The organism is Pseudomonas syringae, from assembly GCF_021606685.1.
Classification (GTDB): Bacteria; Pseudomonadota; Gammaproteobacteria; order Pseudomonadales; family Pseudomonadaceae; genus Aquipseudomonas; species Aquipseudomonas syringae_R.
This window is the reverse complement of the sequence record NZ_WKCB01000035.1, coordinates 42,613-55,165: the sequence shown is the minus strand read 5'-3', so window position 1 is coordinate 55,165 and position 12,553 is coordinate 42,613. Positions and strand designations below refer to the sequence as shown.

Annotated in this window: 15 protein-coding genes; 12 read left to right on the top strand and 3 right to left on the bottom strand. The window is 59.0% G+C overall.

Annotated elements, in window-relative coordinates; all coding sequences use genetic code 11:
* The first annotated feature begins 403 nt into the window (after positions 1–403).
* The 7 genes from GIW02_RS15135 to GIW02_RS15105 are packed head-to-tail and all read left to right on the top strand — an operon-like array spanning position 404 to position 7,383.
* Entirely contained in the window at positions 404–1,363 is a 960-nt protein-coding gene (locus GIW02_RS15135; RefSeq protein WP_236411126.1) for a sugar ABC transporter substrate-binding protein, read from the top strand.
* Positions 1,364–1,420: 57 nt separating this feature from the next.
* A complete protein-coding gene (locus GIW02_RS15130; protein ID WP_236411124.1) occupies positions 1,421–2,974 on the top strand; it encodes a sugar ABC transporter ATP-binding protein in 1,554 nt (517 codons plus the stop codon).
* Positions 2,971–3,948, top strand: a complete 978-nt coding sequence (locus GIW02_RS15125; protein WP_016978155.1) for an ABC transporter permease — start codon at positions 2,971–2,973, stop codon at positions 3,946–3,948. Before GIW02_RS15130 ends, GIW02_RS15125 begins: the two co-directional genes overlap by 4 nt.
* Before the next feature lie 3 nt (positions 3,949–3,951).
* Positions 3,952–4,974, top strand: a complete 1,023-nt coding sequence (locus GIW02_RS15120; protein WP_236411122.1) for a LacI family DNA-binding transcriptional regulator — start codon at positions 3,952–3,954, stop codon at positions 4,972–4,974.
* A gap of 23 nt (positions 4,975–4,997) precedes the next feature.
* Positions 4,998–5,915: a ribokinase gene (gene rbsK / locus GIW02_RS15115; protein ID WP_236411120.1), complete on the top strand. Its 918-nt coding sequence runs from the start codon at positions 4,998–5,000 to the stop codon at positions 5,913–5,915.
* Positions 5,912–6,316: a D-ribose pyranase gene (rbsD, locus tag GIW02_RS15110; RefSeq protein ID WP_236411117.1), complete on the top strand. Its 405-nt coding sequence runs from the start codon at positions 5,912–5,914 to the stop codon at positions 6,314–6,316. Before rbsK ends, rbsD begins: the two co-directional genes overlap by 4 nt.
* A 38-nt stretch (positions 6,317–6,354) precedes the next feature.
* Positions 6,355–7,383 carry a nucleoside hydrolase gene (locus tag GIW02_RS15105; protein ID WP_236411166.1) on the top strand — a complete coding sequence of 343 codons (1,029 nt, stop codon included), beginning with the start codon at positions 6,355–6,357 and terminating at the stop codon, positions 7,381–7,383.
* Between the two features lie 33 nt (positions 7,384–7,416).
* Here GIW02_RS15105 and GIW02_RS15100 read toward each other — a convergent pair whose 3' ends face one another.
* Entirely contained in the window at positions 7,417–7,629 is a 213-nt protein-coding gene (locus GIW02_RS15100) for a hypothetical protein (protein WP_236411116.1), read from the bottom strand.
* A 155-nt stretch (positions 7,630–7,784) separates the two neighbouring features.
* On the opposite strand from GIW02_RS15100, the gene GIW02_RS15095 reads away from it, so the two are divergent.
* Positions 7,785–8,093, top strand: a complete 309-nt coding sequence (locus GIW02_RS15095) for a hypothetical protein (RefSeq protein ID WP_236411114.1) — start codon at positions 7,785–7,787, stop codon at positions 8,091–8,093.
* Between the two features lie 144 nt (positions 8,094–8,237).
* Positions 8,238–8,558 carry an I78 family peptidase inhibitor gene (locus GIW02_RS15090; RefSeq protein WP_015884936.1) on the top strand — a complete coding sequence of 107 codons (321 nt, stop codon included), beginning with the start codon at positions 8,238–8,240 and terminating at the stop codon, positions 8,556–8,558.
* Between the two features lie 74 nt (positions 8,559–8,632).
* Here GIW02_RS15090 and GIW02_RS15085 read toward each other — a convergent pair whose 3' ends face one another.
* Together GIW02_RS15085 and GIW02_RS15080 are read right to left on the bottom strand one after the other, a co-directional pair.
* On the bottom strand, positions 8,633–8,845 hold the full coding sequence (locus GIW02_RS15085) for a cold-shock protein (RefSeq protein ID WP_003234260.1): 213 nt from the start codon (positions 8,843–8,845) through the stop codon (positions 8,633–8,635).
* A 289-nt stretch (positions 8,846–9,134) separates the two neighbouring features.
* A complete protein-coding gene (locus GIW02_RS15080) occupies positions 9,135–9,449 on the bottom strand; it encodes a hypothetical protein (RefSeq protein WP_236411113.1) in 315 nt (104 codons plus the stop codon).
* 367 nt (positions 9,450–9,816) lie between these two features.
* On the opposite strand from GIW02_RS15080, the gene thrS reads away from it, so the two are divergent.
* Genes thrS through rpmI form a run of 3 tightly spaced genes read left to right on the top strand, consistent with a single transcriptional unit; the run spans position 9,817 to position 12,545 of the window.
* Positions 9,817–11,739 (top strand): threonine--tRNA ligase, encoded by a 1,923-nt coding sequence (gene thrS, locus GIW02_RS15075; RefSeq protein ID WP_236411112.1) that lies wholly within the window; start codon positions 9,817–9,819, stop codon positions 11,737–11,739.
* The gene (infC, locus tag GIW02_RS15070) at positions 11,739–12,290 is read left to right on the top strand and encodes a translation initiation factor IF-3 (RefSeq protein WP_015884933.1); all 552 of its coding nucleotides are present in this window, start codon (positions 11,739–11,741) and stop codon (positions 12,288–12,290) included. The genes thrS and infC overlap by 1 nt, the downstream gene beginning before the upstream one ends.
* Positions 12,291–12,350: 60 nt before the next feature.
* On the top strand, positions 12,351–12,545 hold the full coding sequence (rpmI, locus tag GIW02_RS15065; protein WP_002553160.1) for a 50S ribosomal protein L35: 195 nt from the start codon (positions 12,351–12,353) through the stop codon (positions 12,543–12,545).
* Positions 12,546–12,553 lie beyond the last annotated feature (8 nt).

The following is a 12,553-nucleotide window of genomic DNA, read 5'->3' as shown; positions in this document are numbered from 1 at the left end:
GGATTTGTACCAAACTCAGGGTTCTCGCGTTTACGAATTAAGCTATTGATTTAAAACAAATTTAAATATGCAAATAAACGGTTTCCGAGGGTGCTTGTCCGGCTTTCCGAACAATGAGTAGTTTTTCGTTCGGTTGTCCGAAAACTCTTACGGGATTCTCGTGGAGCGCCTGTGGCGGAGCTTCACAGCCTATCGTTTTAGAGAACGGCTGGGGGAGGGCGATGTTTAATCACGTCGGCGCATTGCGCTGGGGCAGGGAGGGCAGCCGGGCTTGGATGAAAGGCTGTTTTCTACCGTTGACAAATCTCGACAAGGTTCTCATAGTTTGAATAACGCAAACGTTTGCGAGATGTTTCACGAGCGCAAGCGTTGCTCACAATAATCATAAGATCGGAGTGAACCCATGAAGCTGCCATTTGCTGGACGTCTTCTTGCTGTCGCTGTGCTTGCTGCCGCATCCGCCGCTTTACCTCTCTCTTCTGCATTCGCTGATGACGCTGCCAAAACGCCTACTGTCGGCTTGGTCATGAAGTCCCTTGCCAATGAGTTTTTCGTCACCATGACCGACGGTGCGAAGGACTACCAGAAAGCGCACCCAACCGAATTCAAGTTGATCTCCAACGGCATCAAGAACGAAACCGATACCAGCGCGCAGATCGGCATCGTCAATCAGATGATCAACTCCAAGGTCGATGCGATCGTCATCGCACCTGCCGACTCCAAAGCACTCGCCAGCGTGCTCAAGAAGGCTTCCGATGCCGGCATCAAAGTCGTCAACATCGATAACCGCCTCGACCCTGACGTGCTGAAAAGCAAAAACCTCGACATCCCCTTCGTAGGTCCGGACAACCGCAAAGGCTCCAAGCTGGTGGGCGACTACCTGGCCAAGCAATTGGCGTCGGGTGACAAGGTTGGCATCATCGAAGGCGTGCCGACCACCACCAACGCCCAACAGCGCACCGCAGGCTTCAAGGATGCGATGGACGCGGCCGGCATGAAGATCGTCTCTACTCAATCCGGCAACTGGGAAATCGACCAGGGCCAGAAAGTCGCATCCGCCATGTTGAGTGAGCACCCGGACCTCAAGGCATTGTTGGCCGGTAACGACAACATGGCCCTGGGCGCCGTCTCCGCCGTGCGTGCGGCGGGCAAGGCCGGCAAGGTCCTGGTAGTGGGCTACGACAACATCGAAGCCATCAAGCCTATGTTGAAGGATGGCCGTGTCCTGGCGACAGCCGACCAGGCGGCGGCCCAGCAAGCGGTGTTCGGTATCCAGAACGCGCTAAAGCTGGTCAAGGGTGAGAAAGTCGACTCTAAAGACGGCGTGATCGAAACGCCGGTCGAACTCGTCATCAAGAAGTAATCCTGGCAGCACCCAACAGCGCCCGCTCGTCCTGAGCGGGCGCCTGGAGATTTTCCTATGTCATCTTCCGCCCCGAACGCTGTCCTCTCGGTCAGCGGTATCGGTAAGACCTATGCCCAACCGGTTCTGTCCGACATCACCCTGACGCTCAATCGCGGGGAAGTGTTGGCGCTGACTGGCGAAAACGGTGCCGGCAAAAGTACCTTGTCGAAGATCATCGGCGGGCTGGTCACGCCGACTACCGGGCATATGCAATTCAATGGTCAGGACTACCGCCCTGGCAGTCGCACCCAGGCCGAACAGCTGGGCGTGCGCATGGTCATGCAGGAACTGAACCTGCTGCCGACGCTGACCGTGGCCGAAAACCTGTTCCTCGACAACCTGCCCAGCAACTGCGGCTGGATCAGCCGCAAGCAGTTGCGCAAGGCTGCGATCGAGGCCATGGCCCAGGTCGGGCTCGACGCCATCGACCCGGACACCCTGGTCGGCAGCCTGGGTATCGGGCACCAGCAAATGGTCGAGATCGCCCGCAACCTGATCGGCGATTGTCACGTGCTGATTCTCGACGAACCCACGGCGATGCTGACCGCCCGTGAAGTCGAAATGCTGTTTGAACAAATCACCCGTCTGCAGGCCCGGGGCGTGGCGATCATTTATATTTCGCACCGGCTCGAAGAGCTGGCCCGCGTCGCCCAGCGCATTGCGGTACTGCGTGACGGCAAGCTGGTCTGCGTCGAGCCGATGGCCAATTACAACAGCGAGCAACTGGTGACCTTGATGGTCGGTCGCGAGCTGGGCGAACACATCGACCTGGGCCCGCGCACCATCGGCGGCCCGGCCTTGACGGTTAAAGGCCTGACCCGCTCGGACAAAGTCCGCGACGTGTCATTCGAAGTGCGTGCCGGTGAGATCTATGGCATTTCCGGTCTGATCGGCGCAGGCCGCACCGAATTGTTGCGCCTGATCTTCGGCGCCGACCTGGCCGACAGCGGCACCGTGGCCCTGGGCTCGCCGGCCCAGGTGGTGAGCATTCGCTCGCCGGTGGACGCGGTGGGTCACGGCATCGCCTTGATCACTGAAGATCGCAAGGGCGAAGGCCTGCTGCTGACTCAGTCGATCAGCGCCAATATCGCCCTGGGCAACATGCCGGAAATCTCCGGCGGTGGAGTGGTTAACAGTCGTGATGAAACTGCCTTGGCCAAACGTCAGATCGACGCCATGCGCATCCGCAGTTCCAGCCCGGCGCAATTGGTGTCCGAGCTGTCGGGCGGCAACCAGCAGAAGGTGGTGATTGGCCGCTGGCTGGAGCGCGATTGCTCGGTGATGCTGTTCGACGAGCCGACCCGGGGCATCGACGTGGGTGCCAAGTTCGACATTTATACCCTGCTCGGCGAATTGACCCGCCAGGGCAAAGCGCTGGTGGTGGTGTCCAGCGACCTGCGTGAGCTCATGTTGATCTGCGACCGCATCGGCGTGCTCTCTGCCGGGCGCCTGATCGACACGTTCGAGCGCGACAGCTGGACCCAGGACCAATTGCTTGCCGCCGCCTTTGCCGGCTATCAGAAACGTGATGCGCTGCTCAATGACGCAGTGCTTAGGGATACCCCATGAAAACAACAACTTCCCCCGGTAAAACTGGCGGCAACTTCTACGGCCTGGGCACCTACCTGGGCCTGGCGGGTGCATTGCTGGCGATGATCGCGCTGTTCTCGGTGCTCAGCGATCACTTCCTGTCCTATGACACGTTCAGCACCCTGGCCAACCAGATCCCGGACCTGATGGTGCTGGCGGTGGGCATGACGTTCATCCTGATCATCGGCGGTATCGACCTGTCGGTGGGGTCGGTGCTGGCATTGGCGGCCTCCGCCGTCAGTGTGGCGATCCTCGGCTGGGGTTGGAGCGTCTTGCCCGCAGCGTTGTTGGGTATGGGCTGCGCCGCATTGGCGGGCACGATCACCGGTTCGATCACCGTGGCCTGGCGGATTCCGTCGTTTATCGTGTCGCTCGGCGTGCTGGAAATGGCCCGTGGCGTGGCGTACCAGATGACCGGCTCGCGCACGGCGTACATCGGCGATTCATTTGCCTGGCTGTCCAACCCGATTGCATTCGGCATTTCGCCGTCGTTCATCATTGCCTTGCTGGTGATCATCGCGGCTCAGTTGGTACTGACTCGCACGGTGTTCGGCCGTTACCTGATCGGCATCGGCACCAACGAGGAAGCCGTGCGCCTGGCCGGGATCAACCCCAAGCCCTACAAGATCCTGGTGTTCAGCCTGATGGGCCTGTTGGCCGGCGTGGCGGCACTGTTCCAGATCTCGCGCCTGGAAGCGGCAGACCCGAATGCCGGCTCCGGCCTGGAGCTGCAAGTGATTGCGGCCGTGGTGATCGGCGGCACTAGCCTGATGGGGGGGCGCGGTTCGGTGATCAGCACGTTCTTCGGTGTGTTGATTATTTCGGTACTGGCCGCCGGTCTGGCGCAGATCGGTGCCACGGAGCCCACCAAGCGCATCATCACCGGTGCCGTGATCGTGATTGCCGTGGTCCTGGATACCTACCGCAGCCAGCGCGCCAGTCGGCGGGGCTGAACCATGGCAACGATCAAGGATGTGGCAGCGCTTGCAGGTATTTCCTACACCACGGTGTCCCACGTGGTGAACAAGACGCGCCCGGTGAGCGAGCCGGTACGGATCAAGGTCGAAGCGGCGATCAAGCAGCTCGACTACGTGCCCAGCGCCGTCGCGCGCTCGCTCAAGGCCAAGACCACGGCCACCATCGGCCTGCTGGTGCCCAACAGCCTCAACCCGTATTTCGCGGAGCTGGCCAGGGGCATCGAGGATTATTGCGAGCGTAACGGCTACTGCGTGATCCTCTGCAACTCCGATGACAACGCTGAAAAGCAACGCAGCTATTTGCGCGTGCTGCTGGAGAAGCGCATCGACGGCTTGATCGTGACCTCGGTGGGCGGCGACGACAGTGGCCTGGCCGCCGGCTTGAGTGCGGTGCGCACACCCATGGTGATCGTCGACCGGGCGCTGGACGGCATTGATGTCGACCTGGTGCGCATTGATCACGAGCAGGGCGCCTACCTGGCGACCCGGCACCTGCTTGAGCTGGGCCATCGCGACATCGCCTGTATTGGCGGCCCGAGCCATACCCGCGTGGCGCAAATGCGCCTGGCGGGCTATCACCGCGCGCTGCGTGAGGCGGGTGTAGAGGTGGCGGCCAATCGCACCCAGGAAAGCGACTTCACCAGCACCGGCGGTTATGCTGCTGCCGTGCAGTTGCTGGCGCAGAACCCGCCCAGCGCGATTTTTGCCAGCAACGACATGATCGGTTTCGGCGTATTGCGCGCGGCTGCCGAGCGCAATATCCGAGTGCCGGGCGAGCTGTCGGTGGTCGGTTTCGATGACATTCAAATGAGCCGCTATGTCTACCCGGCGCTGACTACGGTCGGGCAGTCGATCCTGCAACTGGGTGAGACGGCGGCCGAGCTTTTATTGCGACGAATTGCTAGCCCCCAACTGCCGATCGATCAACGCATCGTGACGCCGAGCATTGTGTTGCGTGAGTCGACGGCGCCCGTCGCCGGTGTATTCGCGCAATACCGCTGAACCGAATTGATGAGTACTGATGTATGCCAGCAAAAGTAGTGGTAATAGGCAGCTTGAACATGGACCTGGTCACCCGCGCCAGCCGCTTGCCGCGCGCCGGTGAAACCCTGATCGGCCAGACGTTCTCCACCGTGCCCGGTGGCAAGGGCGCCAACCAGGCCGTGGCATCCGCGCGGCTGGGGGCGGATGTGGCGATGATCGGCTGCGTCGGCAGCGATGCGTACGGCACCCAGCTTCGTGACGCATTGCAGGTGGAAGGCATCGATTGCCAGGCGGTCAGCACCGTGGACGGCTCCAGCGGCGTGGCGTTGATCGTGGTGGATGACAGCAGCCAGAACGCAATTGTGATTGTCGCCGGCAGTAACGGCGAGCTGACCCCTGCCGCGCTGCAGGCCTTTGATGGCGTGTTGCAGGCGGCCCAAGTGATTGTCTGCCAGTTGGAAGTGCCGATGGCCACGGTGGGCCACGCCCTCAAGCGTGGTCGCGAGTTGGGCAAGACGGTCATTCTTAACCCGGCGCCAGCCAGCGCGCCGTTACCGGCCGAGTGGTACGCCTCGATCGATTACCTGATCCCCAACGAAAGTGAAGCCACTGCACTGACCGGCGTGACGGTCGACTCCCTCGACAGCGCCAAGCGCGCGGCGACGCAGTTGATTCAGGCCGGTGCAGGCAAAGTCATCATCACCCTGGGCGCGCAAGGCGCACTGTTTTGCGACGGCCAGCTGTTTGAGCACTTGGTCGCGCCCAAGGTCAAGGCAGTGGATACCACGGCGGCTGGCGATACGTTTGTCGGCGGCTTTGCGGCCGCCCTGGCCAATGGCAGCAGCGAAGCCGAGGCCATCCGTTTCGGCCAGGTGGCCGCGGCGCTGTCGGTCACCCGTGCCGGCGCTCAACCCTCCATCCCTACGCTGCACGACGTACAAGGTTTTGTGCCCTCATGAAAAAGACCCCATTGCTCAATATCGCCCTGTCGCGCGTGATCGCTTCCCTGGGCCACGGTGACATTCTGGTGATCGGCGACGCGGGTTTGCCGGTCCCGCCGGGCGTCGAGCTGATCGACTTGGCATTGACCCAGGGCATTCCGGATTTCATCAGCACCCTGCGCATTGTGCTCAGCGAAATGCAGGTCGAAAGCCATGTGCTGGCCGAAGAGATCCTGCTCAAGCAGCCGCCCGCCCTGAGCGAACTCAATACGCTCACAGAGCAGGCGGCGCTGGGTGAGCGCCGCCTGGTCAGCCATGAAGCATTCAAGCAGCTCAGCCGCACGGCGCGCGCCGTGGTGCGCACGGGCGAATGCCAGCCATATTGCAATATCGCGCTGGTGTCCGGCGTAACCTTCTAAAGTGTCCCAACGACAAGGAGTGTTTTATGCACCGTTTGATGCAACGTAGTCTTCCAACCCTGCAAAACCTGTTTCGGAGTGTTCTGCTTTTGTCTGCACTCACTGCTGCAAGCGCCCACGCGGCGGAAAAAATCGACCTGATCATCGACACCGATCCCGGGGCCGACGATGTGGTGGCCTTGCTGTTCGCCATGGCCTCGCCGGAAGAGTTGAATATCCGTGCGCTGACCACTGTCGCCGGCAACGTGCGCCTCGACAAAACCTCCCGCAATGCACGCCTGGCCCGCGAGTGGGCGGGGCGCGAGGACATTCCGGTGTATGCCGGTGCGCCTAAGCCAATGCTGCGCACGCCGATCTATGCCGAGAACATCCATGGCAAGGAGGGCATTTCCGGCGTTACGGTGCACGAGCCGAAACAGGGCCTGGCAGACGGTAATGCCGTGGACTACCTGGTCAACACCTTGAGCACCGCCAAGCCTCACAGCATCACTATTGCCATGCTCGGCCCGCAGACCAACCTGGCGCTGGCGCTGACCCAGGCACCGGAAATCACCCAGGGCATCAAGGAAGTGGTGGTGATGGGCGGCGCGCACTTCAATGGCGGCAATATCACGCCAGTGGCTGAGTTCAACCTGTTCGCGGACCCGATCGCGGCAGAGATCGTGCTCAAGAGTGGCGTCAAGCTGACCTACCTGCCGTTGGACGTGACCCACAAGGTCCTGACCAGCGAAGCGCGCTTGAAGCAGATTGCCGACATCAAGAACAACGCGAGCAAGGTCGTCGGCGATATTCTCAATGAATACGTCAAGGGTGATATGGAGCACTACGGCATTCCGGGCGGCCCGGTGCACGACGCCACCGTTGTTGCTTACCTGCTCAAGCCTTCGCTGTTCAGTGGTCGTGAGGTCAACGTGGTGGTAGACAGCCGCGAGGGCCCGACTTTCGGCCAGACCATCGTCGATTGGTACGATGGCCTGAAACAACCTAAGAATGCCTTCTGGGTTGAGAACGGCGACGCCCAGGGCTTTTTCGATCTGCTGACCGAGCGCCTGGCACGCTTGAAGTAAAATGCTTGCCGGTTGGCGTTCGCCGGCCGGTTCTTAATCGCGTCCGGGGTCTTGTGCCCCCGGATGATCGGCCGGGTATTTTTCGAATACCTGCCCGATGAACGCTTGTGCCGCTTGGGTGCCCAGTTCCTTCACTAGCAGGTCGATACCGATGATCGCCAACTCTTCAGGGCTTCCGGGGCTGTAGGAGCTTTGCCCTTGGGGCCACTTGGCTTTGATGTCGGCTTGGAGCGTTACGGTGGTCATGGGTGTCTCACGGGCTGAAAATACTGGGCAATGCGCTGGAATGCGGTTCTAACGAGCGCAGTTAAGCATTTTGCGCGGCGTTTGGCACTGCTACTTAGGCATGAAGCAGGTGCTGTGCGACACTGTCTGCCTGTTTAATTGCCGGGGACCACCGCGTGCAGATCGACTTGAACAACCCCGAGAGCCTGACCCTGGCGGCCGTGCGCCAATTGATTGCCAGTGCCAGTGACGACGAACACACCCAACTGCGTGTAACCAAGGGCGGAATCGCCTATATCTCCTGCGACGCAGCAGTGGGGGGTGTAGATATAGAAGGGCTGCTGTTTCGTCTCGAGACGTGGGCCAAAGGCTCGGGTTATGTAGGAAACGTAGCCGCCAGTGATGAAGTCTGGGTCATGCAGATTTTCAACGCACTGAAGCAGAACTGGCCAAAGCCGCCATTTGATTACATTGACGTTTACTGAGCGCGTTCATATCTGGTCACGATTGACCGGGCGAATGCCCGCCGAGAGTCAGGCAGACTTGCCACGCGGCGGTTTACGTCTTGAAACCAATCCGCTCCATCGCTGTCGCACGATCTCTGTCCATTTTTTATCATAGGAGGCTTCATGCCTTGGAAGCTCGCATCATTCGGTACCTTGTTGGCAGCACTCGCGTTGGCGGGTTGCAGCACCCCGGGTGCCTCTGAGCCAGCCAAAGACGCCGCCGTGGCCGACACTGGTCATAGCCGCTGTGAGTCGAAGGCCGCCGAATTCACAATCGGCCAGAAAGCCTCGCCCCAGTTGCTGGAGCAGGCCCGTACGCGTGCGGGTGCGCAGAACGCACGAATCCTCAAGCCCAACGATATGATTACCCTGGAATACCGCTCTGATCGCCTGAACCTGAACACCGATGACAACCTGGTGATCACACGGGTCAACTGCGGCTGATCGTCGCCGAGCTTTTGTAGCGCGCATAAAAAACCCCGTCACATGGACGGGGTTTTTTTTAGCTCAGCGGAGAATTACTCGCCGCGAACCTGTGCAGCTTGCATACCCTTTTGGCCTTTCTCAGCCACGAAGGAAACGGTTTGGCCTTCTTTCAGGCTTTTGAAACCGTCGCTTTCGATAGCTTTGAAGTGTACGAACAGGTCGTCACCGCCACCTTGAGGAGTGATGAAGCCGAAGCCTTTTTCATCGTTGAACCATTTAACGGTGCCGGTTTGGCGATTAGACATGGTGTATCTCCAAGAAACATATATTTTCAGTAGTGCTGTGCTGCTCAGGCCAACTGGGCACACCGGGCTATCATAGTCGAAATGTTCGACTTGGGAGCCCCCCCAAGGCACTGTTTGCTAATCAATAGCGTTGCGTTTAGTGCCTGGTTCGGCTGAAAGCCCCGATCTACGGGGCTTTGGCTCGAAATATCAGCTGGTAAAAAAAGCCGTAAAAGCTGCGTAATTTGTGAGAAATGGCAATTTTCAGGCTGTTTTTCCAGCAAAACGACCGTCAGATCTGTCGGCGTTCTTACTTTTTCTTCACGACTTTGCAAGACGAAATAGCCGCGACCGCTTTGTTTTTAAGTGGCGCGCTGGCGTTCGGATTGGTCATGAGTTCCTTGATCTCGGCAGTGGTCAGTTCTGCGTTGATCTTGTCCGCGCCACATTCGCAATGGGCTTTGGCAGTTTTGGCGTCCACGTTCTGGCTGGCAGCTGCACTGCAGTCGCTGACGAAGCTGTCACGGGCACCGGCTGGCCAGTTGGACGGGGCTGCAGCCTGCGCGCCGAGGGAAAGGAGGCTCAGGGTAGCGGCGAGAGCGAGGGTCGAAGTAAAACGCATCATGGGATGCTCCTTTGGGTCGAGGACGAACGGCGATTCTCAGGGGGTTTGATGCATGGCGTACAGCTCAAGTTCACTTTTGCAGCTATAAAGGCCGGAATTTGTCTTTGCGCAAGACAGCGACGCCGCGATGACCGTTCATCTGTGCTAGCATCTTGCGCTTGGCCAATTCCAGGCGCGCCAATTGCCGCCTTGCCATGTTTCTTTTTAGCTCACTCCAGTCACTCTGGTTCGATTATCGGTTGGCCGAAAGGCTCCTGCCGCTGTAAGGCAGGCGTTCATCACTGAACGGCCTGGTGTTGGATCTTGTACTGGCTCATCCCAACCCACGTGACCTTTGGTAGGGGTCACCACTAGGAGAGGAGGCGCCATGCCAACTATTACTCTTCCCGACGGCAGTCAACGTTCCTTCGATCATTCGGTTTCCGTAGCCGAGGTCGCCGCATCCATTGGTGCAGGTCTGGCCAAGGCCACCGTGGCCGGCAAGGTCGACGGCAAGCTGGTCGACGCCAGCGACCTGATCACCGCCGATGCCAGCCTGCAAATCATCACGCCCAAGGATCAAGAGGGGCTGGAGATCATTCGCCACTCTTGCGCCCACCTGATTGGCCATGCGGTCAAGCAGCTGTACCCAACCGCGAAAATGGTCATCGGCCCGGTCATCGACGAAGGCTTCTATTACGACATCGCCTATGAGCGTCCTTTCACTCCCGACGACCTGGCCGCCATCGAGCAGCGCATGCATGCGTTGATCGAGAAAGATTACGACGTGATCAAGAAAGTCACGCCGCGCGCTGAAGTGATCGACGTGTTCACTGCCCGTGGCGAAGACTACAAGCTGCGTTTGGTAGAAGACATGCCGGACGAGCAGGCCATGGGCCTGTACTACCACGAAGAATACGTCGACATGTGCCGTGGCCCGCACGTGCCCAACACGCGCTTCCTCAAGTCGTTCAAGCTGACCAAGCTGTCCGGTGCCTACTGGCGCGGCGATGCGAAGAACGAGCAACTGCAGCGGATCTACGGCACTGCCTGGGCTGACAAGAAGCAACTGGCGGCCTACATCCAGCGCATCGAAGAAGCCGAAAAGCGCGATCATCGCAAGATCGGCAAACGCCTGAACCTGTTCCACCTTCAGGAAGAAGCGCCGGGCATGGTGTTCTGGCACCCGAACGGCTGGACCCTGTACCAGGTGCTCGAGCAGTACATGCGCAAGGTTCAGCGCGACAACGGCTACCTGGAGATCAAAACTCCGCAGGTGGTTGACCGCAGCCTGTGGGAGAAATCCGGGCACTGGGCCAACTATGCCGACAACATGTTCACCACGCAGTCGGAAAACCGCGACTACGCGATCAAGCCGATGAACTGCCCGTGCCACGTGCAGGTGTTCAATCAGGGCCTGAAAAGCTACCGCGAGTTGCCGATGCGCCTGGCCGAGTTCGGTGCTTGCCACCGTAACGAGCCCTCGGGTGCGCTGCACGGCATCATGCGTGTGCGCGGCTTCACTCAGGACGACGCCCATATCTTCTGCACCGAAGAGCAGATGCAGGCCGAGTCTGCCGCGTTCATCAAGCTGACCATGGACGTTTACCGCGATTTCGGCTTTACCGAAGTCGAAATGAAGCTGTCCACTCGTCCGGAAAAACGCGTTGGTTCCGACGAGCTGTGGGATCGCGCCGAGGCGGCACTGGCCGCTGCGCTAGACAGCGCGGGGCTTGCGTACGATCTGCAGCCGGGTGAGGGCGCCTTCTACGGGCCTAAAATCGAATTCTCGCTGAAAGATTGCCTTGGCCGTGTCTGGCAATGTGGTACCTTGCAGCTCGATTTTAACCTGCCGATCCGTCTGGGAGCCGAATACGTCTCCGAAGACAACAGCCGTAAACACCCGGTTATGCTGCACCGGGCGATCCTCGGCTCGTTCGAACGGTTCGTCGGGATCCTGATCGAGCACTACGAGGGTGCATTCCCTGCGTGGCTGGCTCCGACCCAGGCAGTGATCATGAATATCACTGATAAACAGGCCGATTTTGCCGCTGAAGTTGAAAAAACTCTCAACGAAAGCGGATTTCGTGCCAAGTCCGACTTGAGAAATGAAAAGATCGGCTTTAAAATCCGCGAGCATACTTTGCTCAAGGTTCCCTATCTTTTGGTTATCGGAGATCGGGAAGTCGAGATGCAGACTGTCGCTGTGCGTACTCGTGAAGGTGCTGACCTGGGCTCGATGCCCGTCGCCCAGTTCGCTGAGTTCCTCGCGCAAGCGGTTTCCCGGCGTGGTCGCCCAGATTCGGAGTAATTATTATTAAGCGTGAAATGAGACAAGATAAACGAGCTGCACCGAAAGCCCCGATCAACGAGAATATCTCGGCACGCGAGGTTCGGTTAATTGGCGCTGACGGCGAGCAGATTGGCATCGTCTCGATTGATGAAGCGCTTCGTATTGCTGAAGAGTCCAAATTGGACCTGGTGGAAATTTCCGCCGATGCAATCCCACCCGTTTGCCGGGTGATGGACTACGGCAAGTCGATCTTCGAGAAGAAGAAGCAGGTTGCCGCAGCGAAGAAGAACCAGAAGCAGATTCAAGTAAAAGAAATCAAGTTTCGTCCAGGGACGGAGGAAGGGGATTACCAGGTAAAACTGCGCAACCTGGTACGTTTCCTGAGTGATGGGGACAGGGCCAAGGTATCCTTGCGATTCCGCGGCCGTGAGATGGCCCACCAGGAGCTGGGGATGGAACTCCTCAAGCGGGTTGAAGCTGACCTGCTCGAGTACGGTTCGGTCGAACAGCATCCTAAGATGGAAGGACGCCAGCTGATCATGGTCATCGCCCCGAAAAAGAAGAAGTAATCAACAGGGCACGGCAGGCCTTCTGATTATGTTTATCAACTGAATGCGGAGTATCCGAACATGCCAAAGATGAAGACTAAAAGTGGTGCTGCTAAGCGGTTTCTGAAAACTGCTAACGGTATCAAGCACAAGCACGCTTTCAAGAGCCACATCCTGACCAAAATGTCGACCAAGCGTAAGCGTCAACTGCGCGGTAGCAGCTTGCTGCATCCGTCTGACGTGGCAAAAGTCGAGCGCATGCTGCGCCTTCGTTAATTTTTGGA

Excerpts from the sequence above, each read along its gene's own strand:
- GIW02_RS15085 (WP_003234260.1), bottom strand. The coding sequence starts at position 8,845 with ATGTCTAATCGCCAAACCGGCACCGTTAAATGGTTCAACGATGAAAAA.
- thrS (WP_236411112.1), top strand. The coding sequence starts at position 9,817 with ATGCCAACTATTACTCTTCCCGACGGCAGTCAACGTTCCTTCGATCAT.
- GIW02_RS15135 (WP_236411126.1), top strand. The coding sequence starts at position 404 with ATGAAGCTGCCATTTGCTGGACGTCTTCTTGCTGTCGCTGTGCTTGCT.
- rpmI (WP_002553160.1), top strand. The coding sequence starts at position 12,351 with ATGCCAAAGATGAAGACTAAAAGTGGTGCTGCTAAGCGGTTTCTGAAA.
- GIW02_RS15105 (WP_236411166.1), top strand. The coding sequence starts at position 6,355 with ATGCAACGTAGTCTTCCAACCCTGCAAAACCTGTTTCGGAGTGTTCTG.
- GIW02_RS15080 (WP_236411113.1), bottom strand. The coding sequence starts at position 9,449 with ATGATGCGTTTTACTTCGACCCTCGCTCTCGCCGCTACCCTGAGCCTC.
- GIW02_RS15130 (WP_236411124.1), top strand. The coding sequence starts at position 1,421 with ATGTCATCTTCCGCCCCGAACGCTGTCCTCTCGGTCAGCGGTATCGGT.
- rbsD (WP_236411117.1), top strand. The coding sequence starts at position 5,912 with ATGAAAAAGACCCCATTGCTCAATATCGCCCTGTCGCGCGTGATCGCT.
- GIW02_RS15100 (WP_236411116.1), bottom strand. The coding sequence starts at position 7,629 with ATGACCACCGTAACGCTCCAAGCCGACATCAAAGCCAAGTGGCCCCAA.
- rbsK (WP_236411120.1), top strand. The coding sequence starts at position 4,998 with ATGCCAGCAAAAGTAGTGGTAATAGGCAGCTTGAACATGGACCTGGTC.
- GIW02_RS15125 (WP_016978155.1), top strand. The coding sequence starts at position 2,971 with ATGAAAACAACAACTTCCCCCGGTAAAACTGGCGGCAACTTCTACGGC.
- GIW02_RS15120 (WP_236411122.1), top strand. The coding sequence starts at position 3,952 with ATGGCAACGATCAAGGATGTGGCAGCGCTTGCAGGTATTTCCTACACC.
- GIW02_RS15090 (WP_015884936.1), top strand. The coding sequence starts at position 8,238 with ATGCCTTGGAAGCTCGCATCATTCGGTACCTTGTTGGCAGCACTCGCG.